We start from the raw sequence: 25,804 nt of genomic DNA on the forward strand, positions 1-25,804 counted from the left end.
CGGGCTGCACACCCTACATAATTATATTTTGCTAATTCTAATCAACATAATTTTATGGAAAAATTCTGTATATGTCTCGGCGGTGCGCTACTCGCTGACAAATTAAAGTTTTTGTCGGTGCATCAACTGTGAGTCCAATACGGTAGTCACCAACACGAATTTTATATTTATCTGGATAACATTTCATTTTTTCCAGATATCCTAATGCAAAGGGATTGTCTGATTCTAAGAATTGAAAAACTATAGGTTCTATCCTACTTCTAATTTCAGCAGGTAAAGCAGCTAGTTCTTTGAGGAACCGATTTGTATATTCAACTTGCCACATTATTTTGTTTGATTGAGTTATAATACTTTAGTGCTTGTTCTTTTGATAATCTCTCATCACCTTCAGTTTCTTCTATAAGTTTATCCAGACCATAGTTTTCCAAAATCTCCTCTATTTTCTCAAATTGTTCAAGGGGGATTTGAACAGCAATCGGCTGCTGATTTTCGTCGATCACATAACTTTTATGTAGTTCTAGCATTTTGTAGTGTTTATATCTGAGTATATGAATTATTATAATAGATACATTTTTTTTGTCAAGAGGCGATCGCGTCTGCCTGTCGAGTTACTCAACCGATAGGTTAAATAAATCTATCTACTGGCTAATTGTATTGGCAGTAAAATTGCGCTAGAATTCGACTGACAAGCTTAACCTTTTTGGCAATTCCCCACCGAATTAATTAGCAATCAAAACCCGAGGTAAACCACATGGATGTCAACTCCCAAAATCTCCAACCAATCCCGCCATTCAACGAGACAAACGAGGAAACACCAGAGATAGGTGGCGGTTTGCCCGTAATAGAATATTGGGCAGAACATACATTGTCCCCGGAAGGGCCGAAACTTTGGAAAACTTTGCTGCACAAAAGTGCTTGTTTGTCCTGTTCTTGGGGCACGGGCGGACAGAAAGGAGGTTTTACAAATGAAGAGGGCGAAAAACTTCAGCGGTGCATGAAAAGCGTCGAAGCAATCTCCGCTGAAATCAAGCCGGCTATCTCAACTCAATTTTTTGAACAGCAGAGTATTGCACAACTTCAGCAATTAACTTCAATGGAAGCCGATAGGTTGGGAAGGCTGAGTTTTCCGATGATTTTGCGGGCTGGTTCCTCTCATTACGATCGCATTTCTTGGCAAGAAGTTTATCAAATTGCCGAAGCTGCTTTTCGCAAAACCCCCGAAAGAGTGGCATCTTACAGTTCCGGTCGTTCTTCCAACGAAGCCGCTTTTCTGCTGCAATTGATGATGCGGGCGATGGGTTCCAATAACTTAGCAGATTGTTCCGATCTCTGCCACGCTCCCTCGACAACTGGCTTAAGCGAAATGTTTGCCACCCGCACCTCGTTAGTGAGTCTAGAAAACTTGAAGGAAGCAGATTGCGTCGTGCTCGCGGGCAGCAATTCTTCCTACAACCATCCCCGTTTGATGAACGAATTGATTAAAATTCGCGACAAAGGCGGTAAAATAATTGTAATCAATCCGGTGATGGAAATCGGCTTAGTCAAGTTTGGTTCTCCCGCATTTCCCGTCAAGTCGCTCATCCCCGGTTCCGATATTTCCTCCTTATACTTGCAACCAATTCCCGGCAGCGATACGGCGCTATTTGTAGGCATTCAAAAGTCTATAATCGAACAAGGTTTGCTGGACGAAAGCTATTTGCAAGCTCATACAGAAGGCTGGGAAGCAGCAGTCCAGCACGCCCGCGAAACTTCTTGGGAAACTATTACTGAAACCTGCGGAGTTTCCCGCGCAGAAATTGAGGCTGCAGCCAAAATTATCGGCACTTCACAGCGGGTTGTCTTCGGTTGGGCGATGGGAATTACCCAACACGATAACGGTGTAGATAACGTTTTCAGCATCGCCAATACTGCCTTAATGACAGGAAATGTCGGCAAAGAAGGGGCGGGATTAATGCCCGTGAGAGGACACTCAAACGTGCAAGGATTCGGCTCTATGGGCGTCACTGTGAAGCTGAAAAAAGAAATTCAACAAGCTTTAGAAAAGTTATTGAATCGTCCCCTCAGTCCTGTTAAGGGCTACGACACTCGATCGCTCATTGAAGCAGCAGAAGCAGGCAAAGTTGATACCCTGATCTGTCTGGGCGGCAACTTGTATGGGGCAAATCCAGATTTAACTCAGGCAAAACGCGCTTTAAGCAATGTTGAAACCGTTATATACCTCGCAACTAAACCGAATTTAGGGCATTTTCACGGATTGGCAAAGCACAATACAATTGTGCTCCCCGTGCTGAATCGCTTTGAAAACCCCCACAAAACAACGGTGGAATCTGGCAATAACTTTGTGCGTTTAAATGATGAGGGCGAAACTCATCTCCAGAATTCGGATTTGATTCCTGAAGTGCATTTTTTGACGGAATTAGCCAGCAGAATCCACGGCGATTTTCCGGTTGATTGGCGCCGACTTCAAGACACAAAATACGTGCGCCAATTGATTGCTAAAACTATTCCGGGCTATGAAAAAATAGCTACAATTGATGAAACCAAAGAGGAATTCACCATCAGCGGTCGCATTTTTACAGAACCTAAATTCCCTACGGAATCTGGGAAAGCGAAGATGTTTATCACGCCTTTACCTACGCTGAAATTACCGGAAGCGAAAGAGTTTGGAGTCTCGGAATCAACACAGGGTATTGTTGTAGCCTTGATGACGGGACGCAGCTATTCTCAGCACAATACTGTGGTTTACAAAATTGATGACAAGTACCGGGGAATGCCGCACCGCAACTGCATTTTGATGAATCGTGCGGATGCAGAAAGCACGGGTTTGCATGAACATCAACGGGTTACGGTGCAGGGAAATGTGGGGAAAATGGAAAATGTCGAGGTGATTTACGGGGCGGTTCGTGAGGGTGCTGCTTTGATGTTTTATCCTGAAGTTAATGTAATTTTTCACCCGGAGATTGAAAAGCGATCTGGCACGCCTGCTTACAAGCGCGTACCTGCTTTTGTTTATGCGGAAGTATAGAATATCTTACACCATTCTCAAGAACAGGCAAGATGCCTGTTCCACAAATTACACCATTCTCAAGAACAGGCAAGATGCCTGTTCCACAAATTACACCATTCTCAAGAACAGGCAAGATGCCTGTTCCACAAATTACACTATTCTTAAGAACAGGCAAGATGCCTGTTCCACAAGGGGTTAATTTTTTGTGGGTGGGCATCTTGCCTGCCCATATGCAAGTTTTAATCAACTCTTAATTGGCAAAGTTCTACCGCGCCAAGTGCATCCCCAACTGGTTTCAGTTTTAATCGCAGAACCGATCGCCATTGCCGCCACTAACGCACCTCCCAAACCTCCTAACCACCAGTATTTCGTCGGACATTCAGAAATCTCGGCACCCAAGGGGCGCAAAGTGTAATGCTGCAAAATTACGATTACGGATAAACAAATAGTTAACCAGGTAATTGGTTGGTTGGTCGCGGCTGACAAGCGAATTTCAAAGGTGGTATCCGCCATGTGATTTATCCGTGGAATCAATCCAAAATCTAAAATCGAAAATCCTCAAGAAAGAGCATTTATCTCGCGCAAGTCAATTCTTTAATCTAAAATCTAAAATCTAAAATCTAAAATCGATTGACCTGCTAATATTTTAAGCCGGGGGTAGTTGAGATGCTGTTGCAGGGTTTGCCCGATCGCTAGTGTGTCGTCTGTCGATCGATCGTCTACAATTAAAACCTCTAAGTTTTCCACAGACAGCGGTGTACTCTCCAAAATGGCGATCGCGCAATCCCGAATATTCTCTGCCTCGTTGTATGCTGGTACGATTACCGAAACTTTAGGGAACTGCGCGGCCGGTTCCGGTGATGGCCTCGCCGAACTTCTGTCGGTTCGAGGCGCATTTTTGACCGATCGGCGCAAATTCTTCGTGTAAGCTCTACTTACAATCAGAGAAAAAATTAGCAGGGTTAACAATATCAAAGCGAACTGACCTCAAAATTTCGGTACACGATTTGTCTCCCTAAATATTAAAAAATATTAAAACAAAAAGCTAGTCGATCGCCCGAAAAGTTATTTTGACCGAAAGCATCCAGGATACAAGCCCCCGGATTCATCCCTGGGGTCAATGCTTCAATCTAAAATCTCAAATCTCAAATCTAAAATCGATTGACCCCCTCGCATCCAGGATACAAGCCCCCGGATTCATCTCGCGCAAGTCAATGCTTCCATCTAAAATCTAAAATCTAAAATCTAAAATCGATTGACCACCTCTTTTGCTATAATTTGTGAGCATCTTTCGGCTCGCCCGCACCGAGGGGCAAGACCCCTCACCCAGACAGCGACCGAAAAGCCGAGGATAGATATCAGTTGTCAGAGGAGATTGCAATGGGCGAATTTTTTACAGTCGATGTGTTTGCGAACACGATAGCGGTACTCGGCGCTTTGGGTTTTTTCTTTTTGGGATATCAAGCTTTGCAGATGTTGAAAAAATAAAGTATGTCAGAACTGAGATGTTGCACCATTGTCAAGAACGGGCAAGATGCCCGTTCCACAAAGAATGATTTTTCTTGTGGAACAGGCATCTTGCCTGTTCCTAAAGAAGTAATTGAGAATGGTGCAATATCTCAGTTAGAACTGAGATGTTGCACCATTGTCAAGAACGGGCAAGATGCCCGTTCCACAAAGAGTGAGTTTTCTTGTGGAACAGGCAAGATGCCTGTTCATAAACAAGTAATTGAGAATGGTGCAATATCTCAGTTAGAAGTCAGAAGTCAGAAGTCAGAAGGAAAGAAGTCTGAGGGAAGAAGTCCGATGGAAGTCGGAATAAGGAAAGAAAAAAGAAGGAAAAAAACAACTATTCGGAATATCCAATGCCCTGTTTTGCCCATGCCCAATGCCCTGTTTTGCCAATGCCCCGGAACACCTAATTTACCTGAAAAAGGCTATACAACTGACTCAACAGTGCAACTGTTTCTTGCGAAAATCAACCAAAAAAAGGCTGCGTTATTATCATGGTGAGCCAACTTTTAGATGGACGCTATCAAATCATTGAAGTCATAGAAACAGGAGAATTTGGGCAAACCTATCTGGCCAAAGATATTCGCCGTCCGGGAGAACCGCAGTGCTTTGTCAAGCACCTGCGTCCCGGTACCACCGAACCGAAATTAATTAATACTACGCGCCGTCTTTTTCAAAAAGAAGCAGAAGTTCTAGAAAAGCTCGGTCAACACGACCAAATTCCTCAGCTATTCGCTTATTTTGAAGAAAATGAGGAATTTTTCTTAGTTGAATCCTTTGTGGCCGGTCACTCGCTATCAACCGAGATTGTACCGGGCAAGCCTCTAACTGAAGAAAAAATGATTCCTTTGCTGAAGGAACTGTTAGAAATTTTAGTGTTTGTACACGGACAGGGAGTAATTCACCGAGATATTAAACCTGCAAATTTAATCCGCCGCTATTCAGACAACAAGTTAGTTTTGATCGACTTTGGCTCGGTGAAAGAAATTCACATCGCTCAAAGACAAGCGCCGGTAACGGTGCGGATTGGCACTTTGGAATATATGCCGATCGAACAATTTCAATACAACCCGCAACTCAACAGCGATATCTACGCTTTGGGAATGATTGGCATCCAAGCAATGACGGGTTTGCCGGCTTACGATTTGCCGAAATTGCGGGATTTGAAAAATTCTAATAAAGGCGAAATTGTTTGGCGGCATTTAGCCACGTGTTCCCAAGCGCTGGCAGATGTTTTGGATAATATGGTGCGCTACGATTTTCGGGAGAGGTACCAGTCGGCGGCGGAAGCTTTAGCCGATTTGAGGAAAATTGGCGATCGCTCGCGGGCACGGATTCCCAAGCTAACAATATATCGCGAAGAAGTCGATCGGCGTAGCAGCAGCCGGGGTGATATTACAGTCGTCGGTCGAAGAATATTAGATGAACTGCGCGTCAGTTTGGAATTGCTGCCAGAAGAAGCAGAGGCGATCGAAGATGAGGTATTGAACCCTTACCGGAAATACAGGGAAAAAGGCGAACGCTACGAACAATCACTGCAAGAAGCAATGCAGCAAGAATATCCCTTTTCTCTGGAAACTCGCGACGAATTAAAACGCTTGCAGCAAGTTTTAGGGCTTACCGACGAAGATGCCGCGAAAATCGAAGAATTAGTCATTCCTAAATCTTTATTTGCTAAATTGTACAAGGCGATATCCACAGTTTTGGAGGGACATCGCAACCCCAATCTGCCACCAGCGAGTAGCGCCCCTCACCTCGAATTGCAGGCAAGTCCGGCGGTATCCTCGCAGGTAAATCTGAACGGAAAAACCGATTTGTCGAACTCCAGCCCAGCAGCACTTGTCCCCAAAGAAACTCGCAAATTCAACCCTTATCTTGCCGGGGCAACAATTGCGGCTATCTTAGCTGCGATCGGCGGAATTTACGGATATCTCAAATGGCAAGAATGGCAGCAGCTAGCCCAGAAAGAATCCCAACAGCTCAATCAAATTGAAGCTCTTTATACAGCCAGCAATTATGAAGGCTGCATCAGCCAAATACCAACAATTGCCGACACTTCCAGCACCTATTCGTCCGCTCAGGAGTTACAAGAACAGTGCCAAGCAGGTTTGCGGTGGAAGAACGCCAAAGTCAAAAATTTCGCTCAGCATTTAGATGCAGTTGGGTCTGTTGCTTTCAGTCCAGACGGCTTAATGTTAGCCAGCGGTTCTAAAGACAAAACCATCCAAATTTGGGATTTAGCTACAGGCAAGTCGATTCGCACTTTTCCAGGAGATTCCTCCACTATTTGGTCGGTTGCTTTTGACTCAAACGGTACCAAACTGGCGACTGGCACCGGTTTTTGGCGAGTCATGCTGTGGGATTTGAAAACAGGGCAAGTGATTCGCAGTCTCGACCACACTGCTTCTGTTTGGTCTGTTGCTCTTAGCCCCGACGGACAGCTTGTGGCTAGTGCCAGCGGAGACAAAACCACAAAGATTTCGGATGCAGCAAGTGGTCGTTTGATTCAGAGTTTTCCAGACCATACAGATTTTGTTTATTCTGTTGCTTTCACTCCAGATGGAAAAAGTTTGGTTAGCGCTTCTAAGGATAAAAAAATTACAGTTGTGGATGTCGCAACAGGGGCGTTGCTCAAAACTATTGAGGGACACGGCGACGCGGTGAGGTCGATTGCTGTTAGCCCAGACGGCAAGACAATTGTTAGCGGTTCCTACGATGAAAGTATTAAAATCTGGAATATCGAAACTGGAGATTTAATTCGCTCGATCAAGGGACATTCTGACGATATTGTCTCGGTTGCTATCAGCCCGGATGGGAATTTTATTGCGAGCGGGAGCAAGGATAAAACTATTAAAGTTTGGGATTTTGCTACTGGAGAATTGCTGAATACTTTGACGGGACATTCCGATGAGGTTTATGTGGTGACTTTTAGTCCTGATGGCAAAACTATTGCTAGCGGTTCTAAAGACAATACTATTAAGTTGTGGTTGAGGTAATACGATTTTAGATTTTAGATTTTAGATTTTAGATGGGAATGACTTACTGCATAATGGTTGGGAATTTCCCTACAGTTGCATCCTTTTGAGGAACTGGTGTACTATCAATTCCGGTCGATTACCCCTAATATCATGTCCGAGCCATTGACCGTGATTAAACGCCGGGGCGGGTTTACAGATTTTCCCGTTTCTATTCAATATCTTGGTGAACCCGCCCCTACAGGAATCAGGGTTAATTGACCGGACATAATATAATACGGTAGGGGCGGGTTCACCAAAAATATATGCCAATAATTGACAATCTCAAAAACCCGCCCTTTTAATCGCTCGATCGTACATGATATCATTAGTCATTAGTCATTGGTCATTTAATTGGTATAATTCAGCTCGTTTTTTAAGGTTTTGGGAAAGTGCCAATAAGGCGTTTCTAATTCGTCCTCAGTTGGATAATTTTCAGTTGATTCCTCTCGGATTTGAAAAAAGTGGTAGAGGTTAGCCACAGTTAAATCGGATATTTCTTGCCAATTCGAGGCAGCTAAACCTTGATAGCCAGTAGCGATCGCCTGCTGGCTGACATAAAATTCGTATCTCCGGCGGATTTCCGGCGACACAGCGAAGGTTAGCTGGTCGCGCAAGGATAAAAAGTGAGACTTTTGCTTTAAACTTTCATAAAGTGAAGGTTCCGCAGCTAATACCGCGAATGTAGTGTAAACGCTGCTTTTTAAACTATCGCCGGTGAGTTTATCTAAACTAGCTAACTGATGCTGCTCTTTTGGAGACAAAGTTTGCATCCAATCAACCTCATTTTGCCAAAATTCTATTACACTTAAATCATGACCCAGAATCCTAGTAACTTCGGGAAATAAAAAATCTAGTTCAGGTTCTGATTGACATCCTTTAACAACAGTTAGAAGATTTTGACGAATTTTTGATTGCAGTTCCAACAGGCGATCGCTCACCATATCGTAGGCCCGCTGCAAGTGAAACGTGACCCCGATCGCCTGCTCGATCGCCCAAACACATTCCATTTGTCTGAGCTGTCCAGCAGAACACAGCCCCTCCAACAAACTAGAATTATCATAAATTTTTAAAGCCTCAAATAGCATATCCCGCCCGCTATTAATTTCGGAATTCCGAAGTTTAATATCTGGCACTGTTAGGGCTGACTGACAGCGTTTGATAGCTTTAGAAAAAATCTCATAACCGTTAACCAGTTTCTGGCGGTGCATTTCAAAACTAGAGTCGTGAGCTACCTTAAAAATCTGCTGGATTACCTCTACTCCCCTATCTTTGAGGATGTGTCTGAGATCAATAAATCCGTCTTTAATTTTTAGCTTCTGGTGCTTTGCCTCTTCTCGGATTTTTAATACTTGGTTGAGGTTTACTGCTGACAAAACTGTGCTCGATACAGCGCCAATACCAATGACAGCAGCAGTCGCTTGCATCACTGCCAAATTAATTTTCAGACAGTTAAGCATTCTGTATGTTTTTTGAAACCCCTGATGAGTTTGAGCCACCTGCAACGGCGCCACAGTCACGTACACGGGAGCTACCAGCGGCTGTATGGGGCCACCTCCGGCTAACTGTGCGAGCAATCCTATAACTCCCCGCGAGGATAGAGTTTCACTTCTTGATTGATAAAAAATTTTTGCGAGCTCCACAAACTCCCCTGTCACCGGATCTCTAGCTGCGGGGAGCAATTTTCCTGTTTTGGCAGCAGGCTGTACAAGGTTGCCACTATTGAGTCGCGCCTGAGTTGCAGGGGTGAATATATAATCCATGTTGTGGCTCAGTTTCCATTCAAAAAGGCAGATGTTTTGTATTGTATGCTGTTTATGGAAACGAGAGATGAAAGGAAATGAATGAGTATCTCAAGGCATTCCAGGCTATTAACCTGTTTAGCGATCGATTGTTGGCAGACGAATATCAATCCGTGGAGATTAAACAGTCAGCTACCCAACTCAATTTAGATGTGGAACCTTGTATTGACGAAATTAAGCAATCTGCCATCAGGCTCAAAGAGCTACTTCAGGTATGTTTCAAAGATGTATCTCAGGCTGAGGATGTCTGGAATAGCAAGCCGAGAATTGCTGGAGCATCGCCTGTTGATGTCTGGGAGCAAATTGGCGAACTAAGCGGATGCGATGTGAGAATTCGCACTTTAGGAAAACAGGGCAAATATGATGCTGTAGCTAAAGTTCGCAAATCTTGGAGCGACAAGGCAACCAAGTTAAAAAATCATTGGTTTTTGTGGGATAAAAACTCTCAAGTCTTTCAAAGAGATACTATTGGTTTTTTTGAAAAAGATAATTTGCACAAAGAGTTGCGGAATGAAGTTGATTCCCAGGCAGAGCGAGTGATTTTAATTATGGAAAATGAATTAAATTTAATTTTTAAAGAATTACAATCTATTGATATAGAAAAAATTGAACTTTGTATTGAATGCTTTGACCTAAACAGTCAGTCTAAATTTAGAGAGCGACTACAATCAATAGGCGGGGAGATTGTATCGAAGTTTACGGAGCCTCTGAAATATTTGCCGGATTCTTATATGAAGAGTTTTAAAGAAACGCTGAAAGAACCTGTAGAAACTCTGGTTCATAAAAGCAAGATGGGAATCAGTTTGATCGATTTTGAAGAGTGCTGTAAAGTGATTGACTTAATTCTAGAAAATGTGATTTTAGCAATTTTTGAGGAGCGTCTGAAACTGGCAATTGAAACAGTTGAAAAAGCGATTAAATTCTACAATAATTTTTTAGAGAAGCAGGCGCGGTATCAGAAAGAAACGCCCCAACAGCGAGCGGCGGAAAAAGATTGGATTGAAGGCCAGCGGCAGCAACTCAGGGAAATTCAGCAGTATATTGATGCAGTCATTAGTCATTAGTCATTAGTGGTTAGTTATTAGTAATTGGCAATTTGTAATTAGGAGTTAGTAATTAGTGTTTTAACTACTAATTACTGACCCCTAACTGTTGAATTCACCCAAACAGGACTTACACAGAAGCTAATTGATTATTTACGGCTCCATGCACACCGCACCTTAGCGCTATAATTAGCGCGTCAAACCACTTTTTGCGTAAGTCCTGCTAAAAATAGATACAAGCCCCGGAATTAAGTCAGGGAAATAAAAAATTAGACTTTAGTTCAACTTCCCACTCAAGGCTGGGGAGTTAATCTAAAATCTAAAATCTAAAATCTAAAATCTAAAATCGAATGATTATTGATATTGACCGCTGATTTCGTAAACGATCGCGCCCAAAGACGCTAAGCTAGCTAAAATTAGCATTCCGGCCGGCATGAATTTTTGAGTTTTAACAAGGCGCACAATAAAGACTATTACTAAAACAGCGGAGATGGCTGCTGCTAATGTTAAACCCCAACTTTGTCCCATAAGCTGGGCGGTGCCGGCAAAAATTAGCAGGGAACCGCTAATCAAGCCCGAAATGAGCGAGGCTTGGCTTTTTGCCTTGATATAACCCATGATGCCGCCAACCAGTGTTAAAATGCCGTAGCCGATCGCCGCTGCTGTCCCTAAATTCATTTTTAATCCTCCCGATTTCACTCTTTGCATCTAAATTTATACAGCGCGGCCTGCAATTAGTGTCACGAATTGTTAGAAAATTTATTAAAGCCAGTCAGGATATGTAACTGTTATACAATTGCCATTATGTCAGCCCTAACTTCTGGTGCGATCGCCCAAATCCGTTACCTCCAGCGCCTCGCAGCATCCCTGCTGCTGTATCAATCGGTTCTCAAAAGCCCCGCCGGTCAAGCTTTTCTCGATTTGCTGCAAGCCCTCCACCACAGCGAAGTCAGCGGTTTGGAATGTCAGGTAGCTTACGGGAACTGGTTCAAACTTCAGGCTGCTAAAAATTTAAGCTGGAAAGATTCTCTGATTTCCGAAATTCTCAAAGACGAAAACCCCTTTTCTCGCCGAGCACAGCAAACAGATTTTGCAAGTTTGCCCCCCGCGTTGGTGGAGGCCGCCCGACATGATTTAGAAGTGCTGCAAAATATTTACGAATGCAGCAGCGAACAGTTGAGCAAGTGGGTACGGGTAGCGGGTCAACTTGACGCAGTGCCTCCGATTTGGCATTCCGAAACTGTAGCAGAACAGGGAGATTTGCCCCTGCACGGGAAACTGGAAAAATGGTCGAGCGCTACGGAATCTTTGGCAGCTTATTACCGACAGTTTGGCACTGGTTTGTTTGCCGAATATCGCGCTTTTGCGTGGCGGGGAGGGGAGTTGACGACTATTTCGCATCCCGATCGCATAACTTTAAAAGAGTTGGTTTGCTGCGATTGGCAGCGGGATGCTTTGGTGAAAAATACGGAGTTTTTGCTAGCAGGTTATCCGGCTTTGCACGTCTTGCTATACGGCAGCCGCGGTTCGGGCAAGTCTTCTTTGGTGAAGTCGCTATTAAATGAGTTTGGATCTCGCAATCTGCGCTTGATTGAAGTATCTAAATCGGATTTGCAAGATTTGCCGCTAATTGTCGAGCAGTTGCGGGGAGTTCCTCAAAAGTTTATTATTTTTGTGGATGACCTGTCTTTTGAGGAAGATGATGATGCTTTTAAAGCTCTGAAAGTTGTGTTGGAGGGGAATGTGACTGCCCGCTCTCAAAATGTGGTAGTTTATGCCACATCTAACCGCAGGCATTTAATTCGAGAGTTTTTTGACGACAGGCCTCGCCCCCGCGACGGAGATGAAGTTCACGCTTGGGATACTGTGCAGGAAAAACTTTCATTTAGCGATCGGTTTGGCTTGACTTTAACTTTTGAACCGGCCGATCAAAACACTTATTTAACAATTGTCCGACACCTGGCAGAACTTGCTGGAATTAAACTCGCTGCTGAGGATTTGGAACACCGCGCTAAAGAATGGGCAACTCGTCGCAATGGGCGATCGGGCAGGACTGCGCGGCAGTTTGTTGATTTCCTGAAAGCAGATTTAGCCCTTTTTGACAAGTAGATTGTCTGCGCTGCGAGGGCGGGTTTTAACTGAAATATAGGAAGGCAATTCAGGATCTGAATAAACCCGCCATTGCAGCGCCGAAGGGCGAAATAAAAATTCTTAATTTTTTCATAATTTTATTGATAATAAATAACTAACCAAATTTGATATAATTATCAAAATCTCCCAAGAAACCTCCAGAGCCAGAACCAATCCTGACTCCATAAATCCACCACTAAATAAAGAGGAAAATATCATGGGTTTATTTGATAAAGTATCGAAGACTCGCCAAGAAACGGAAGTAACTTTAGGGCCGGCCGAATCATTTGCGGCGATCGCGCTAATTGCCGTAGCAGCCGACGGTTACATCAATGACAGCGAAAGTAAAGCGATTAGCATGACGCTATCTCGGATGCAACTGTTCCGCAGCTATCCCGATGACGTGATGAGAAAAATGCTCGATCGCCTGCTGATGATTATGCAACGGCAAGGAGTGGAGGTACTGTTTAATGCCGCTTTGGCAATGCTTCCCGACGAACTTAAAGAAACAGTTTTTGCTGTGACAACTGATATCGCTTTAGCAGATGGCGAGGTTTCAGAAGAAGAAGAACAACTTTTGAACGATCTTTACAGTGCATTGGGGATTTCCGAAGATATTGCCCTCAAGATTATAGACGTGATGTTGATTAAGAACAAAGGTTAAGAAATCAGGGGAAGGAGTGAGGAGGGCGAATTTTACAATCTAAAAAATTAGTGCCTACTTACTTAGCTGACAACTTCTCCAAAAGTGCGGGTTTACCGATATGATGGTTGGTAAAATTGCGATCGAATTTGCGATCGCCGTTACTACCTCAAATGCCTTTCACTTACACCCGCACTGTTCGCTTTCAAGATACCGATGCTGCTGGAGTCGTTTACTTTGCTAACGTTTTGGCGATGTGCCACGAAGCTTACGAGGCATCTCTAGCAGCATCGGGAATCAATCTCAAAGCATTTTTCAGCAATTCCGAGGTTGCCTTTCCCATACTTCATGCTAGTGTAGATTTTTATCGCCCAATGTTTGCGGGCGATCGGCTGATGATTCAATTGACGCCTAAACAAGTTACTGGCGATGAATTTGAAATTGCCTATCAACTATTTTCTGAGGAAGTTGCAGAAAGAAGCGCTGCTAAAGCTCTGACTAAGCACGTCTGCATCGATGCAGTTAGCCGAACTAGAAAACAGCTATCGGAAGAATTGATGGAGTGGATGAGAAAATTTGAGAGTGAGATTTCCGATTAGTTCTATCTTTAAATAATAGCAGGGTATGACAGTCAGTCGATTTTAGATTTTAGATTTTAGATTTTAGATTTACTTGCAGCATTGAATCTGGGAGTTTCAAATTTGGTCTAAAATTTTGGACTGATCGCGACTTAAGTACGTGGCACGGTATCCGTTTTTGAGCGGGGTCTAATTTCTTTTAGGTTGAGAATTTTTTCGGACTTTTTGATATTATGTCAAATCGCAATTATGCCATTGTGGGCACGGGAGCTTTAGGCGGATTCTACGGTGCTAGACTGCAACAAGCAGGTTTAGAAGTCAATTTTTTGCTACGCAGCGATTACGATCAGGTCAAAAAACACGGTTTGATTGTCGAGTCTCCCCAAGGCGACTTCACCCTACCCCACGTCCGCGCATACCACGACGCGCACAAAATGCCTCAGTGCGACGTAGTAATTGTAGCGCTGAAAACAACTCAAAATCACTTGTTGCCCAAAATTTTGCCTCCTTTATTAAAGGAGAATGGCGCAGTTTTAGTATTGCAAAACGGATTGAATGTCGAACCGGAAATAGCTAAAATTGTTGGTGCAGAACGAGTGGTGGGCGGGCTGTGTTTTTTGTGTTCTTATAAAGTTGGGCCCGGTCATATCTGCCACCTAGATTACGGCACTATCACGCTGGGAGAATATGCCCAAGACTACAAGCCCATCGGTATTACTGATAGATTGCACAAAATTGCTGCGGACTTTAAACGTGCTCATATTCCTATTAAAATGAGCGAAGATTTGCTATTATCAAGGTGGAAAAAGCTGGTTTGGAATATTCCTTATAACGGGCTGTCTGTAGTGTTGGATGCCAGAACAGATGAACTGATGGCTAATCCCGATACTCTGATTTTAGTCAAGGAAATCATGGGGGAAGTGATAGCGGGCGCCAAAAGTTGCGATCGCATTATTCCCGATGACTTTATCCCACAGATGCTCGAATACACTCAGAAAATGAAGCCTTACCGCACGAGCATGAAAATCGATTATGATGAATCGCGGCCCCTGGAAGTTGAGGCGATTTTTGGTAATCCGATACGGGTGGCGCAGCAAGCAGGTATTAAGTTGCCCCAAATAGAGGTACTTTACCGAATGTTGAAGTTTGTGGATGTTCAAAGACAAGAAGCGGAGAGGACGAGAAGGCTGTTAGGTTTGTCGTAATTGGCAATTGGCAATTGGCAATTGGGCGGGGCGGGTTTGTGAGATTTCTCGCTGGTGTTGTAGATATTGGTGAACCCGCCCCTACAGGAATTACTGTCAAATCCGGTTAATTCTATCGATTCACCGACGATGACACATCGCAATTTCTTGCAATTGTTCTCGATTGACTTTGCCTTGAGAATTGCGCGGCAATTGTTCGACGATTACCCAATATTTCGGCCGCTTAAACTTGCTCAACTTATGTTCTATTGCCGCTTGCAGATTTTTGACAGTCACCTCGGAATTAGCGGGAACGTAGATAGCTGTAACGACTTGACCCCAATCTTTGTCTGGCAAGCCAATTACAGCAATATCTGCAACTAAATTAGTCGATCGCACAACGGCTTCAACTTCCGCCGGAAATACATTTTCTCCGCCTGTGATAATTTTGTCGCTGCTGCGTCCGACGATATTTAAGCAGTTATTTTTATCGAAAAATCCCAAATCATCTAGTTGGAAGTATTGGCGATCGCCAAATTGTTCAGGATAATAACCCAACGCCAAAGATTTAGCATTTACCGCAATATTGCCGATTTTATTATAACACAAAATATCACCTTTTGCACTGCGAATCGTTATTTTAGCATGGGGTAAAGTTTGACCGGAACTGTTATTGCCAGCGAGAAAATCTTCGGGTTTTAGTGTAGCAACTTGCGAGGCTGTTTCTGTCATGCCATAACTAGGCGCTAATTTAATTTGATAGTTTCTAGCTGTTTCTAAAAGTTCCGGCCAAGCCGGAGCACCGCCCAAAAGTACGGCACGAAACCGTCCAAGCCAATTAGCTGTATCTGGGTTCCGCAACAGCCGTTGCAGTTGAGTTGGAACTAAAGAAATGAAAAATTCTTCTGGTTCTATATCGCATTTTTCGCCTGCTTCCAGTGCTTTGAAAGACCCAATTGCCAGTTTTCCCGCCGTCGTAAACGATCGCATGAATTGCATTAAACCGCTGACGTGGTATAATGGCAAAATGCAGAAAGAGTTGATTTTGTCAACTTGAAAATATTGTTGAAAACCTTGTACTGATGCGGTTAGTGTTTCCCAAGTGTGGATGGCAAAACGGATTTTTCCTGAAGAACCGCCGGTGGGAATCATGATTGTATCAAAACCGTTTTGAGTCGGCGAATGGAATTCGCGGCTATACAAACGAAGTCCGCCTTCGCGGACTGGGATATGGGGAGTGGTGGGAAGCGGGTATTGTCCTAAAAATATGTCTGGTTGAACTAAATCAAAGACTTGTTGCCATTCGGGTTTTACCCAGTTGGGATTGCACAGAAAAATCGGGCATTTGGCGGCGCGGGCGGCGATGAAACTGGCAAGAAATTGCACTGGTTCTGGTTCGGCGAGGCAAATTTTTGGGGGTGTTTTTTGTGCGGGATTTTGGGTGATTTCTTGAAATAGCCGATCGACAATTCGGGCAAATTCGCGACTGTCACAACCGATAAGCCAATTATCGGGCAAGCCAGCCGCGAGATCCCGAATATTTACTGTTAGATTTGTTGCCATAGATGCTTTCACCAAATTTCTCGCTTCAAAACAATTACCTAACCCGCTTGATTTAGTTTTGGGAGTAATCTAAAATCTAAAATCTAAAATCTAAAATCGAATGATTGTCATCGAACCAGCAATCGGTGCCGAAGCCGAGTGCTCTCTTATTTAAAGACAATTCGGTTGCTAAATTTAATGCTGCTTGTCTGCCGATTTCGGTTTCAAATACTGATGAGAAAACAGCGTCTATATTGTGAGTTTGACAAAATTTTCGCAGTTGGGATGGAGAACCGCATATCGCAGGTTTAATGACGAAAATTCCCCGCCAGCCTTGGCTGTAGCACTCTTGGATGCGATCGAGGTTGGCGGCAGATTCATCAAGGGCGATCGCAGTTGCATAAATAGCATTCAATTCTACCATTTCCTGAAACTGTGTTACTGGCAGCGGCTGTTCCAAAAATTCAATGTCCGCAGAAAAGTCGGGAGTTGCTTTTACCTTGTCGCAAGCTTCCAGCCATGTTTTAGCCGGCGAGTAACTAAGTCCCCCGTTGGCATCTAACCGCAAAAATGCTTTTTCGCGATCGCACAAATTGTGCATTACTTGGATTAGCTGCTGAAAAATCTTTAATTCTTCCTCAATTGCAGCCACACCAATTTTCCATTTAAACGTCCGATATCCCTCTAACCAAAGCATTGGTAAAGCCTGCAAAGCTGTTTCACCTGCTGGCAATAAACCGCTGAACCGATTTTGCATTTTCTCCCCCTTTTGGGAAAGGTAAGTTAAATTTTCGCTTTTCTCCCCCCCTTGGCAAGGGGGGGCTGGGGGGGGTAAATTTTGCTCGTTTAGTGCTGACTCAAAGCCAAATTGACAAGCCGGCAATTCACCGGAAATAGCAAAAATCATCTCTGATGAAATATTACCGGGCAACGAGTTACAAAAATCTAAAGCTTGGTCAAAAGTTTCGGAACCAAACCAACTCAAAGGGGCAATTTCTCCCCAACCAATTCGATTATTTTCGTCCACAAGTCGCAGGATAATTCCTTCGCGAATATCCCAGATGCCGTGACTTGTTTGCAAGGGCCGCTTAAATTTTCGCTGATAAGTGCGAAACTCGAATTGATAAAGCATTAGTTTTTTAGTTAATCATAAAATTGTCTCACAAGTGCGACAAACGTATCAATATTTTCAAAATGGATATTGTGACCAGCTTTGGGTACAATTTCCAGAGTAGCCGCCGGACACAAGCTGGCCATTTCGGTATTTATAGTTATAAATTTATCATCATATTCTCCCGCTAGCAAGAGGATGGGGATTTGATTTTGTGCGAGTTTTTCCCAGAGAGAGGGCTGGTTGCCGGTTCCCATATTGCGGAGGGATTTGGCTAATTCTAAGGGATTGTTTGCTAAGCGGGTTTCTATGAGTTTGTCGAAGTTAGGAGAGTTTTTTAAAGATTTGAATAAAGGGATCTCGTACCAGTTGAATAAAAAATCTTTAATGTTGCTATTTTCCAGCTTTTGTGCTATCTGTGAATCGGCTTCCAGGCGGTGCGATCGCTCTTTTTCTGTCTTCAATCCCGGAGAAGCTGACTCTAACACTACTTTCTCGAATCTTTCTGGAAAATGTAATGTCATGTAAAGTGCCAATCGCCCGCCCATTGAATACCCCAACAACAAACATTTGCCTATTTGTAAATCATCTAATAAGTGTATCAATGCTTGGGCTGTATTTGATATATTGTAGCAACTTTCGTCGTCGCTGACTCTAGTTTCTCCGTGACCGGGAAGGTCAACTGCTAGGCAGCAATAATTTTTAGATAGTAAGGAAATGACGCGGCTAAAATCTTGAAAATTTCCAGTAAATCCATGCAAAAATAGAATGGTCTGCTGATTATTGTTGCGCGTTAAGGAATAGTAAAAGTTATAATTATTAAATTTGTCCATATACAAATATACGATTCAATGTGAGGTACGGATTGCTGAATTAAAGAAGATTTTGAGAAGTCACCCAACTCCACCAACTCCTTCAACTTAGCAAACCATACCTCCAGTTTACCGGAATTCTCGATCGCCCGATCTACAAACCAAAGCCCAACGCCAGCAGCAATCCGCTCGAAAAATGCAGCGTAACTGCGATAAACTTAGAGTTGCTCACCTTTGCAGGTTGGTCGTGATAGTCTGTGACATGGCGGCAAAGGTCGATCGCAAATGGCAAACTTCCAAAAATCAACAGCGTCCAAATTGGGAACATTCCCAAAGCCACAAATAGCACAGTCAAAGCATAAACGCTGCCGCATAACCACTGCAACAACTGAGCACCTTTCTTTGTACCGAGTCGCACAATCGGCGATTTTTTTCCCGCCGCCAAATCATCCGCAATTTGATGAAAGTGGGAACAAAATAAGATGATACTCGTAGTAATTCCCACGATTACCGAAGCCGCAAAATTAGTTGCAGACCAAGTTTGAGTCTGACTATAATAAGCAGCGGCGAAGGCTAGCGGCCCAAAGGTAAAAAAGCAAATTATTTCCCCCAAACCTTGATAGCCAAGACGAAATGGAGGCCCTTGGTAAGTGTAGCCGAGAGCACAGCACAAAACTACTAGCAAAATTACTGTTGGGTCTTTTTGCCACCAGCTTATGGCACAGATTCCCGACACTCCCACTGCTAAAAATAGATTTGCCAGCCCGAAAATTAAAGCTTTATTTCCGGTTAAATTAACTAGGGAATGCGCTTTATTTTTATCGATGCCTGTTTCTGAGTCAAATACATCATTGCTGAGATTCAGCCATGCTATAATCAAAATGGCTGACATTAAAAATGTCGAAAAAATTGACGAATTAATCGTTTGAGTTTCGGCAAAAGCAACTGCTGTTCCTACTGAAATAGGAATTACCGCAACGCTGTACATGGGCGGCTTGATTGCCGCCAGCCACAATTTACTATTTGGACGTTCAATTAACTTTGTTGTCATTACACAAACTTGATGCAATTGATAGCAGCGTAGTAATTTTACAATTTTATTGGTGAAGAAACTCTACTCTGCATCGGGTTTAGTGCGCGGGGGGTATCCGTTGACAGGCTTTGCGGGCGATCGCGCGCCCGGTAATGCCCGTCTGCAAACCTCTGTGGGGGCGATCGTATGAGAGTCGAGATTGAGTCGCTCAATCTTAAAGTTTTATGTCTAAATGTTTCGATCGATCGCGCGATAGTCTGTTTTCGCCCCGCCGCTGAGCCCAAACTTTCCGGGAAACTCGAAAGGTCATGTTGTGCGATCGCCCTCCCGTGCTTAGATCGAAATAGGGGTTCTAGCGGGACAAAACCGCACTCTTTCTGACAAATCTGCTATTCTCGCTTTCATGACAGTAATACCGCACCGCGCTAATCTTTTACAAGACCGCAATCAACTGCATCAGTTTCTGTTAGATTGCCAGCAGTCTTTAACCGAAAAAGATCAAACCAAGATAGTTAGTATTTCTCAGGAGATTGCCCCCGTCGATCCGCTAGTTTTACTTCAAGAGATTTCCGAACCTTGCCAGCGGCACTTTTACTTTGAAAAAAGAGACCCGATTTCCGGCAACAGTTTTGCGATCGCCGCCCTAGATTCGGCAATCCATCTAACAGTAGCCGGAAGCGATCGATTTGCCCTAGCTCAAAATTTTATTCAATCTTGTCTTGCCCGAACAATTACCATCGGTACAGAACGCTTGCCCTTCAGCGGGCCGCACTTTTTTTGTAGCTTTGCTTTCTTCGATGAGAATGTCGCCACCAATTCTTACTTTCCCCCTGGCACCGTATTTTTACCAAAATGGCAGATTACTCGCCTGAAAGATAGCTGCACAATTGTCGCAAATGCCATCATTCACCGAGATTTAAATATTAATATTATTACGGATAATATTTGGCAAAATTTTGATAAAATTGCGTCTCATTCTTACAAAAAAATAACTTCGATTAGAAACGGCTCGATATTTTTAAAACAAATTCCTGTGAACGATGCCACTCAATTTAAAACATCTGTCAAGTCGGCTTTAGACTTGATCCACTCTCAATATTTCAGTAAAATTGTTTTATCCCAAGCAATAAATGTCATTTCCCAAACCCCTTTCAGTTTAATAGATTCGTTAAATAACTTGCGCCTTACTTATCCCGGTTGCTACGTATTTTCCACCAGTAACGGCCAAGGTCAAAATTTTATAGGTGCCAGTCCAGAACGCTTAATTAGCATTCACAAAAATGAATTAGTAACAGATGCTTTAGCTGGTTCTGCACCGAGGGGGAAAAATGAAGTGGAAGATGCGAATTTAGGCAAAGGTTTACTCAACAGCGAAAAGGATATTCGAGAACATCGAGTTGTAATTGATTTTATAGTCGATCGCCTGTCGAGTCTCGGTATCAATCCCGACTTTTCCCCGGTTCCCAGGCTGCTGCAACTGTCAAACATTCAGCATTTGTGGACACCCATAAGGGCTAGAATTCCCCGTGATATTCATTTATTAAAGATTTTAGCTCAACTGCATCCAACGCCAGCGGTGGCGGGCGTACCGAGAGACATTGCCCTACAGCAAATTCGCGGCTGCGAAAGCTGCGATCGCTCTTTGTACGCAGCACCCCTCGGCTGGATCGATCGCACCGGCAACGGCGAATTTGCCGTCGGCATTCGATCGGCTTTAATCGACGGCGATCGGGCTATACTTTATGCTGGTGCTGGTATTGTGGCAGGTTCCGAACCCGAAAAAGAACTAGCAGAAATTCAGCTCAAATTACAACCACTTTTAAATGCTTTAGTTTAGCAATTTATTATAAAAATGATTGATTTTCGCAATACCAACACTCTCTGGTCTTCAATATTAGCAGAGACATTGCAACGACTGGGATTAACTACAGCCGTGATTTGTCCCGGTTCGCGATCGGCACCATTAACAATAGCCTTTGCTCAAAACAAAAAAATAGAAACTATTCCCATACTCGACGAACGTTCAGCCAGCTTTTTTGCATTAGGAATTGCCAAAAAATCCGGTTTTCCAACCGCACTAATTTGCACATCGGGAACCGCTGCAGCCAACTTTTATCCTGCAATAATAGAAGCGAGAGAAAGTCGAATTCCACTGCTAATATTCACCGCCGATCGACCTCCAGAACTGCGGGACTGTCACGCCGGACAAGCGATCGACCAAATGAAAATATACGGCAATTATCCGAACTGGCAAGCCGAATTAGCGATACCTTCTGCGTCCAGAGGAATGCTAGACTATCTGCGGCAGACGGTAATGTATGCTTGGGAGCGATCGCAATTTCCAACACCCGGCCCCGTCCACCTCAACATCCCCTTCCGTGACCCGCTGGTACCCGTTCCAGACATAGCTGTAGAAGCTTTAGAAACACAATTCAATCCCGAACATTTCTTTGCAGGATTAGAACCAATTTTTGCCGGAGAAAGCTCTACCCCCCCCAGCCCCCCCTTGTTAAGGAGGGGAGAAGAAAGTACCATGCAACAATGGCAAAAGTGCAGCAAAGGGATTATTATTGCAGGCGTTGCACAGCCTCAATTTGCAGAAAAATACTGTAGTGCGATCGCCCAAATTTCCAAATCCTTAAACTGGCCAGTTTTAGCAGAAGGACTATCCCCAGTCAGAAACTACGCCAAACTAAACCCCCATTTAATTTCCACCTACGATTTAATCCTGCGAAACCGCCAACTAGCAGATAAATTAACCCCAGAAATCGCCATTCAAATCGGAGACTTACCCACAAGCAAAGAACTGCGAAACTGGCTAGAAAAAACCCAACCCAAACGCTACATAATCGACCCCAGCCACCACAACTTCGATCCCCTACACGGCAAAACAATTCACCTGCGAACCTCCGTAGAAAATCTCGCAACTAATCTCGCAACTATATTAACTCAAGTCCCCCCCCTGCTTAAGGAGGAGTCCTCTCAAGTCCCCCCCCTTAGCAAGGGGGGGTTAGGGGGGGATCGAGCCCCTGCTACCACTAATATCCCCCCTCAAATCCCCCCCCTAAACAAGGGGGGGTTAGGGGCCGGGCTGTTTCATTCTCCCGAAAAACATGAATTTTGTAGGGGTAGTGCCCCCGTGCCTACCCCCGATCTAGAGGATTCGATCGGCCCCTCAGACCAAGAGGGCCGGCACGGGGGCACGGCCCCTACAGAGAATGAAACAGCCCTGGGGTTAGGGGGGGAGCGAGCCCCTGCTACCACTAATATCCCCCCTCAAATCCCCCCCCTAAACAAGGGCGAATCAACTCAAATCCCCCCCCTTAGCAAGAGCGAGTCAACTCTTGTCCCCCCCCTTAGCAAGGGGGGGTTAGGGGGGGTTCAAACCTCTCCATCAAACGAATACCTCCAACTTTGGCGCAACACCGAAATCCAAGTCAGACAAACAATAGACCACAAAATATCAGCAATTAACAACATAATAGAACCCAAAGTTTCCTGGCTGCTTTCCCAAATTTTGCCGCCCGCAACACCGATATTTATTGCCAACAGTATGCCAGTCAGAGATGTAGAGTTTTTCTGGAAGCCGAACAACTTAGAAATAAAACCGTTTTTCAATCGCGGCGCTAACGGTATAGACGGCACATTATCAACAGCTTTGGGAGTTGCCCACCGCAATCAAAGCAGCATCATGCTAACAGGCGATTTAACACTTTTGCACGATACAAACGGTTTTTTAATTAAAAACAAATTTGTGGGTCATCTGACAATCATATTAATTAATAACAACGGCGGCGGAATTTTTGAAATGTTGCCGGTTGCCAAGTTTGACCCGCCCTTTGAAGAGTTTTTTGCCACGCCGCAGCATATAAATTTTGCTCAGTTGTGTGCAACTTACGGCGTGGAACACGAGATAATAGACGATTGGGAACAGTTCAAACAAAAATTAAGTTTTTTGCCAAATAGCGGGATTCGCGTCTTAGAATTGCAAACAGACAGGCGATCGGATGCTAAATGGCGGCAAGACAATCTAAGTAGATTTGCCAAAGATTTGTAGTCAGGAGTTTTGTCAATAAGCCTTTCGCGGGCGGGCTTTCCGGCCCAACCCACAAGCAGACAATTCACTCTTTGTGGAACAGGCATCTTGCCTGTTCCGGGAAATGCTGCAATATCTCAGTTTAAACTGCTGGTTGAGCTAGCAGCGAATCTAACTCTCCATCTGCATCAAGTTTGTGAATGTCATCGCAGCCGCCTACGTGTTGCTTATTAATGAAAATTTGGGGCACGCTGCGGCGTCCGTTAGCGCGATCGGCCATTGCCTTTCTAGCCGCTTCGTCGCCATCAATTTTGTATTCCGTGAAATTTACGCCTTTCCACCACAGCAAAGTTTTGGCGCGGATGCAGTAGGGACAGGTTTGCCAAGTATAGATTTCTACATTGGCTTTGATGCGATCGGGCTTGCGGCCCAAGATGGGATTGAGAAAATCAAGCATTTTTAGTACGGGGGTAAGAGTGGAACTCATTTAGAAATCATACCCAATGTATAAATTCCGCTGGTATGGGCGCATCTGCCAGAGGTGGGTTTTAAGCTGTCGGGCGATCGCATTGTGACCCAAGTCACAACTTTACTCTACTCGGATCACTTGCTTTCACCCCTGACAATCACCTTCGCGGCCTCATTAATATCACCGATCTTTTGAGGAAACCAGAAGATGATAAATATATCGAATTCAACCGCACTGCCATGCACCCCGTACAACTCCTCCCCGGCGCTATCTCTGAAATCCTCGCTTCTGTAACCGATACAGGCGTTTTGACTCTGGCGGATCGCTACGGTTTGATGGCCGCCACCTTCGACGACTCTCTGAATGACGAAGACAGAGGCTGTGTCAACCGCTTGCTGCGGGCTGTGCTCAGAGGCCGAGTGAAAGTAGTCAACGAACTTTCAGCAGCATTCTAATCGGGATTTGAAGTTTTGTTCTGAAGGCAAGGTGAGTCAGCGGTAGATAAAAATAGTGGAAACTCAGGCAGGAGTGGAAGCAGCGGTAATTTGAATTCGATTTAAAAGTTTTCTCCTCTAACTCAACAACGGTTTTTTTGTCAAAGCAGCCTTTACCGGCTGCTTTTTTTTGATCTAATCGCGGATTTCGAGGTTGTACTGGCGGCAGAGGTCGATCAGTTCTTGTTGGAAGCGATCGCGCACATTCTGGGGCGAGACAATCACGCAGTCTTTGCCGTAACGTAATACCTCCCGAATCAGCCAAAAGGGATTAGAGACGCGCCGCACAACTTGTCGCACCTTGGTTTTTCCCTCTCCTAAGACTTCATCCTGAATATCCTTGTCCACTCTGCGTTCATAGGCTTTGATCAGTCCGCCCCGAAAGTGTAAGTACACTACCAGATAATCTAAGCCTTCGCACCGCCAGTGTCCACTTATAGGGACGATCGCTTTGATGTTGTCGAAGCGCAGACAGCGGTTGTGGATGAGTTCGGCAAAGTCGGGATTTTTGATGTCATCAGTCTCTTCGCACCAGATGTTGAGGTAAAAGCGTTTTTCTTCAAAAGACACCTCGGCGTATCGCACGGTGTACTCTAAGTCCTCTCCTTGGTTATTGCGGTAGAGGAGGTGAAATGGCTGTTGAGCCTTCCGGAGCTGATCCACGCGGGGACGCCATCCCTCGCTGGGTTGACTAACCAGTTGCAGAATTGATTGACGCAGCGGAGCATCAAGGTTGCCCCGATCTAACATTAATGCTGCCAGGACTTCTGCGTCTCGAAGATGGCCTGAATCAACAAGGAGTTTAGCAGCTTGCCGTAAGGCTTCGACTTCGGTGGAGTTGAGGGTGAAGGGTTCACCAACTTCTAACTTGTGCTGGGCGATCGCGACCAATAACCCAGATACACTGGGACTTTTGCCCCATTTGATACCGAGGCGAAGGGCGATCGCCTCTAGCTGTTCCTTGGTTCCGGCAGGAATTGACAGTGTAATTGTATCTTTTTTGCGGGACATCAAATTAAATGTACTTACATACTTGACAGATTGGGTTTTAAATGTAAATATAATCTTAGTGCAATTACAAATCTCATAGATAACAAATGTTGCTGTGCAAATTCTAGAGCCAACAAAAAAGCCAGAGGCTAGCTCCGGCTTTCAAGCCCTAATAGGTATTTGTGTGAAAGACAAGGTTATTGTCTCGATCGCGGTACTCTTTCAATTCCTGAAAGGCATTTGTGTATCTATCTTAGCGTGAAAGCGATCGATTGGTTCAAAAAAATTACTTTATCGCTGTACTAACCCAAAATACATGGTAGAGTAAAAAGCAAGCCAGACATAAAGCCAGCTCGCCCGTGTTTAAATTACTTAACTCTTAGAATAGAGCATGGCTGGTCTGG

Annotated in this window: 24 protein-coding genes; 12 read left to right on the forward strand and 12 right to left on the reverse strand. The window is 44.3% G+C overall.

What is annotated here, in order from left to right; genetic code table 11:
- Positions 1–52: 52 nt before the first annotated feature.
- Together QUB26_RS02640 and QUB26_RS02645 are read right to left on the reverse strand one after the other, a co-directional pair.
- Positions 53–325 carry a type II toxin-antitoxin system RelE/ParE family toxin gene (locus tag QUB26_RS02640; RefSeq protein WP_333239679.1) on the reverse strand — a complete coding sequence of 91 codons (273 nt, stop codon included), beginning with the start codon at positions 323–325 and terminating at the stop codon, positions 53–55.
- Positions 312–524 (reverse strand): hypothetical protein, encoded by a 213-nt coding sequence (locus QUB26_RS02645; RefSeq protein ID WP_333239681.1) that lies wholly within the window; start codon positions 522–524, stop codon positions 312–314. Before QUB26_RS02645 ends, QUB26_RS02640 begins: the two co-directional genes overlap by 14 nt.
- 227 nt (positions 525–751) lie before the next feature.
- On the opposite strand from QUB26_RS02645, the gene QUB26_RS02650 reads away from it, so the two are divergent.
- Both QUB26_RS02650 and QUB26_RS02655 read left to right on the forward strand, forming a co-directional pair.
- Positions 752–3,025, forward strand: coding sequence for an FdhF/YdeP family oxidoreductase (locus QUB26_RS02650; RefSeq protein WP_333239683.1), 2,274 nt, complete (start codon positions 752–754; stop codon positions 3,023–3,025).
- A gap of 32 nt (positions 3,026–3,057) precedes the next feature.
- Positions 3,058–3,261 (forward strand): hypothetical protein, encoded by a 204-nt coding sequence (locus tag QUB26_RS02655; RefSeq protein WP_333239686.1) that lies wholly within the window; start codon positions 3,058–3,060, stop codon positions 3,259–3,261.
- Here the strand turns inward: QUB26_RS02655 and QUB26_RS02660 are convergent.
- Positions 3,251–3,520 (reverse strand): hypothetical protein, encoded by a 270-nt coding sequence (locus QUB26_RS02660; RefSeq protein ID WP_333239688.1) that lies wholly within the window; start codon positions 3,518–3,520, stop codon positions 3,251–3,253. The genes QUB26_RS02655 and QUB26_RS02660 overlap by 11 nt on opposite strands.
- A gap of 93 nt (positions 3,521–3,613) precedes the next feature.
- Positions 3,614–3,982, reverse strand: coding sequence for a glycosyltransferase family 2 protein (locus QUB26_RS02665; protein ID WP_333239691.1), 369 nt, complete (start codon positions 3,980–3,982; stop codon positions 3,614–3,616).
- Between the two features lie 603 nt (positions 3,983–4,585).
- Between QUB26_RS02665 and QUB26_RS02670 the strand changes: the two genes are divergently transcribed.
- Positions 4,586–5,020: a hypothetical protein gene (locus tag QUB26_RS02670; protein ID WP_333302550.1), complete on the forward strand. Its 435-nt coding sequence runs from the start codon at positions 4,586–4,588 to the stop codon at positions 5,018–5,020.
- Entirely contained in the window at positions 5,014–7,515 is a 2,502-nt protein-coding gene (locus QUB26_RS02675) for a protein kinase domain-containing protein (RefSeq protein WP_333316450.1), read from the forward strand. The genes QUB26_RS02670 and QUB26_RS02675 overlap by 7 nt, the downstream gene beginning before the upstream one ends.
- A gap of 368 nt (positions 7,516–7,883) precedes the next feature.
- On the opposite strand, the gene QUB26_RS02680 is transcribed toward QUB26_RS02675, so the two are convergent.
- Positions 7,884–9,296, reverse strand: coding sequence for a hypothetical protein (locus QUB26_RS02680; RefSeq protein WP_333316452.1), 1,413 nt, complete (start codon positions 9,294–9,296; stop codon positions 7,884–7,886).
- Positions 9,297–9,373: 77 nt separating this feature from the next.
- On the opposite strand from QUB26_RS02680, the gene QUB26_RS02685 reads away from it, so the two are divergent.
- A complete protein-coding gene (locus QUB26_RS02685) occupies positions 9,374–10,399 on the forward strand; it encodes a hypothetical protein (protein ID WP_333239700.1) in 1,026 nt (341 codons plus the stop codon).
- Between the two features lie 333 nt (positions 10,400–10,732).
- Here QUB26_RS02685 and QUB26_RS02690 read toward each other — a convergent pair whose 3' ends face one another.
- Complete coding sequence (locus QUB26_RS02690; RefSeq protein WP_190735279.1) at positions 10,733–11,056, reverse strand: TMEM14 family protein; 324 nt, start codon at positions 11,054–11,056, stop codon at positions 10,733–10,735.
- A 126-nt stretch (positions 11,057–11,182) separates the two neighbouring features.
- On the opposite strand from QUB26_RS02690, the gene QUB26_RS02695 reads away from it, so the two are divergent.
- From QUB26_RS02695 to QUB26_RS02710, 4 genes are all read left to right on the forward strand, one after another.
- Positions 11,183–12,487, forward strand: a complete 1,305-nt coding sequence (locus tag QUB26_RS02695) for an ATP-binding protein (protein WP_333239702.1) — start codon at positions 11,183–11,185, stop codon at positions 12,485–12,487.
- Between the two features lie 238 nt (positions 12,488–12,725).
- Entirely contained in the window at positions 12,726–13,172 is a 447-nt protein-coding gene (locus tag QUB26_RS02700) for a tellurite resistance TerB family protein (protein ID WP_333052618.1), read from the forward strand.
- A 152-nt stretch (positions 13,173–13,324) separates the two neighbouring features.
- Positions 13,325–13,750 carry a thioesterase family protein gene (locus QUB26_RS02705; protein WP_333239748.1) on the forward strand — a complete coding sequence of 142 codons (426 nt, stop codon included), beginning with the start codon at positions 13,325–13,327 and terminating at the stop codon, positions 13,748–13,750.
- A gap of 212 nt (positions 13,751–13,962) precedes the next feature.
- Positions 13,963–14,934, forward strand: coding sequence for a putative 2-dehydropantoate 2-reductase (locus QUB26_RS02710; protein WP_333239704.1), 972 nt, complete (start codon positions 13,963–13,965; stop codon positions 14,932–14,934).
- A 120-nt stretch (positions 14,935–15,054) separates the two neighbouring features.
- Here QUB26_RS02710 and QUB26_RS02715 read toward each other — a convergent pair whose 3' ends face one another.
- The 4 genes from QUB26_RS02715 to menA form a co-directional block, all read right to left on the reverse strand.
- Positions 15,055–16,476, reverse strand: coding sequence for a 2-succinylbenzoate--CoA ligase (locus QUB26_RS02715; protein ID WP_333239706.1), 1,422 nt, complete (start codon positions 16,474–16,476; stop codon positions 15,055–15,057).
- Positions 16,477–16,552: 76 nt separating this feature from the next.
- The gene (locus QUB26_RS02720) at positions 16,553–17,587 is read right to left on the reverse strand and encodes an o-succinylbenzoate synthase (protein WP_333316454.1); all 1,035 of its coding nucleotides are present in this window, start codon (positions 17,585–17,587) and stop codon (positions 16,553–16,555) included.
- A gap of 11 nt (positions 17,588–17,598) precedes the next feature.
- Positions 17,599–18,399, reverse strand: a complete 801-nt coding sequence (gene menH, locus QUB26_RS02725; RefSeq protein WP_333239710.1) for a 2-succinyl-6-hydroxy-2,4-cyclohexadiene-1-carboxylate synthase — start codon at positions 18,397–18,399, stop codon at positions 17,599–17,601.
- 133 nt (positions 18,400–18,532) lie between these two features.
- Positions 18,533–19,429 (reverse strand): 2-carboxy-1,4-naphthoquinone phytyltransferase, encoded by an 897-nt coding sequence (gene menA, locus QUB26_RS02730; RefSeq protein WP_333239712.1) that lies wholly within the window; start codon positions 19,427–19,429, stop codon positions 18,533–18,535.
- A gap of 385 nt (positions 19,430–19,814) precedes the next feature.
- On the opposite strand from menA, the gene QUB26_RS02735 reads away from it, so the two are divergent.
- Positions 19,815–21,248 carry an isochorismate synthase gene (locus QUB26_RS02735; protein WP_333239715.1) on the forward strand — a complete coding sequence of 478 codons (1,434 nt, stop codon included), beginning with the start codon at positions 19,815–19,817 and terminating at the stop codon, positions 21,246–21,248.
- Between the two features lie 15 nt (positions 21,249–21,263).
- On the forward strand, positions 21,264–23,468 hold the full coding sequence (menD, locus tag QUB26_RS02740) for a 2-succinyl-5-enolpyruvyl-6-hydroxy-3-cyclohexene-1-carboxylic-acid synthase (RefSeq protein ID WP_333316456.1): 2,205 nt from the start codon (positions 21,264–21,266) through the stop codon (positions 23,466–23,468).
- A 121-nt stretch (positions 23,469–23,589) separates the two neighbouring features.
- Here menD and grxC read toward each other — a convergent pair whose 3' ends face one another.
- Entirely contained in the window at positions 23,590–23,904 is a 315-nt protein-coding gene (grxC, locus tag QUB26_RS02745) for a glutaredoxin 3 (protein ID WP_333239750.1), read from the reverse strand.
- Between the two features lie 251 nt (positions 23,905–24,155).
- On the opposite strand from grxC, the gene QUB26_RS02750 reads away from it, so the two are divergent.
- Positions 24,156–24,371, forward strand: a complete 216-nt coding sequence (locus tag QUB26_RS02750; RefSeq protein ID WP_190731630.1) for a hypothetical protein — start codon at positions 24,156–24,158, stop codon at positions 24,369–24,371.
- Between the two features lie 174 nt (positions 24,372–24,545).
- Here the strand turns inward: QUB26_RS02750 and QUB26_RS02755 are convergent, their stop codons facing one another.
- Entirely contained in the window at positions 24,546–25,421 is an 876-nt protein-coding gene (locus tag QUB26_RS02755) for a WYL domain-containing protein (RefSeq protein ID WP_333316458.1), read from the reverse strand.
- Between the last annotated feature and the right edge of the window lie 383 nt (positions 25,422–25,804).

The organism is Microcoleus sp. B4-C1, from assembly GCF_036705285.1.
Lineage (GTDB): Bacteria > Cyanobacteriota > Cyanobacteriia > Cyanobacteriales > Microcoleaceae > Microcoleus.

What these genes read in the sequence shown, in the direction of transcription:
- QUB26_RS02640 (WP_333239679.1), bottom strand. Translation starts at nt 325, where the DNA reads ATGTGGCAAGTTGAATATACAAATCGGTTCCTCAAAGAACTAGCTGCT.
- QUB26_RS02645 (WP_333239681.1), bottom strand. Translation starts at nt 524, where the DNA reads ATGCTAGAACTACATAAAAGTTATGTGATCGACGAAAATCAGCAGCCG.
- QUB26_RS02650 (WP_333239683.1), top strand. Translation starts at nt 752, where the DNA reads ATGGATGTCAACTCCCAAAATCTCCAACCAATCCCGCCATTCAACGAG.
- QUB26_RS02655 (WP_333239686.1), top strand. Translation starts at nt 3,058, where the DNA reads ATGCCTGTTCCACAAATTACACCATTCTCAAGAACAGGCAAGATGCCT.
- QUB26_RS02660 (WP_333239688.1), bottom strand. Translation starts at nt 3,520, where the DNA reads ATGGCGGATACCACCTTTGAAATTCGCTTGTCAGCCGCGACCAACCAA.
- QUB26_RS02675 (WP_333316450.1), top strand. Translation starts at nt 5,014, where the DNA reads ATGGTGAGCCAACTTTTAGATGGACGCTATCAAATCATTGAAGTCATA.
- QUB26_RS02680 (WP_333316452.1), bottom strand. Translation starts at nt 9,296, where the DNA reads ATGGATTATATATTCACCCCTGCAACTCAGGCGCGACTCAATAGTGGC.
- QUB26_RS02685 (WP_333239700.1), top strand. Translation starts at nt 9,374, where the DNA reads ATGAATGAGTATCTCAAGGCATTCCAGGCTATTAACCTGTTTAGCGAT.
- QUB26_RS02690 (WP_190735279.1), bottom strand. Translation starts at nt 11,056, where the DNA reads ATGAATTTAGGGACAGCAGCGGCGATCGGCTACGGCATTTTAACACTG.
- QUB26_RS02695 (WP_333239702.1), top strand. Translation starts at nt 11,183, where the DNA reads ATGTCAGCCCTAACTTCTGGTGCGATCGCCCAAATCCGTTACCTCCAG.
- QUB26_RS02700 (WP_333052618.1), top strand. Translation starts at nt 12,726, where the DNA reads ATGGGTTTATTTGATAAAGTATCGAAGACTCGCCAAGAAACGGAAGTA.
- QUB26_RS02705 (WP_333239748.1), top strand. Translation starts at nt 13,325, where the DNA reads ATGCCTTTCACTTACACCCGCACTGTTCGCTTTCAAGATACCGATGCT.
- QUB26_RS02710 (WP_333239704.1), top strand. Translation starts at nt 13,963, where the DNA reads ATGTCAAATCGCAATTATGCCATTGTGGGCACGGGAGCTTTAGGCGGA.
- QUB26_RS02715 (WP_333239706.1), bottom strand. Translation starts at nt 16,476, where the DNA reads ATGGCAACAAATCTAACAGTAAATATTCGGGATCTCGCGGCTGGCTTG.
- QUB26_RS02720 (WP_333316454.1), bottom strand. Translation starts at nt 17,587, where the DNA reads ATGCTTTATCAATTCGAGTTTCGCACTTATCAGCGAAAATTTAAGCGG.
- menH (WP_333239710.1), bottom strand. Translation starts at nt 18,399, where the DNA reads ATGGACAAATTTAATAATTATAACTTTTACTATTCCTTAACGCGCAAC.
- menA (WP_333239712.1), bottom strand. Translation starts at nt 19,429, where the DNA reads ATGACAACAAAGTTAATTGAACGTCCAAATAGTAAATTGTGGCTGGCG.
- QUB26_RS02735 (WP_333239715.1), top strand. Translation starts at nt 19,815, where the DNA reads ATGACAGTAATACCGCACCGCGCTAATCTTTTACAAGACCGCAATCAA.
- menD (WP_333316456.1), top strand. Translation starts at nt 21,264, where the DNA reads ATGATTGATTTTCGCAATACCAACACTCTCTGGTCTTCAATATTAGCA.
- grxC (WP_333239750.1), bottom strand. Translation starts at nt 23,904, where the DNA reads ATGCTTGATTTTCTCAATCCCATCTTGGGCCGCAAGCCCGATCGCATC.
- QUB26_RS02750 (WP_190731630.1), top strand. Translation starts at nt 24,156, where the DNA reads ATGCACCCCGTACAACTCCTCCCCGGCGCTATCTCTGAAATCCTCGCT.
- QUB26_RS02755 (WP_333316458.1), bottom strand. Translation starts at nt 25,421, where the DNA reads ATGTCCCGCAAAAAAGATACAATTACACTGTCAATTCCTGCCGGAACC.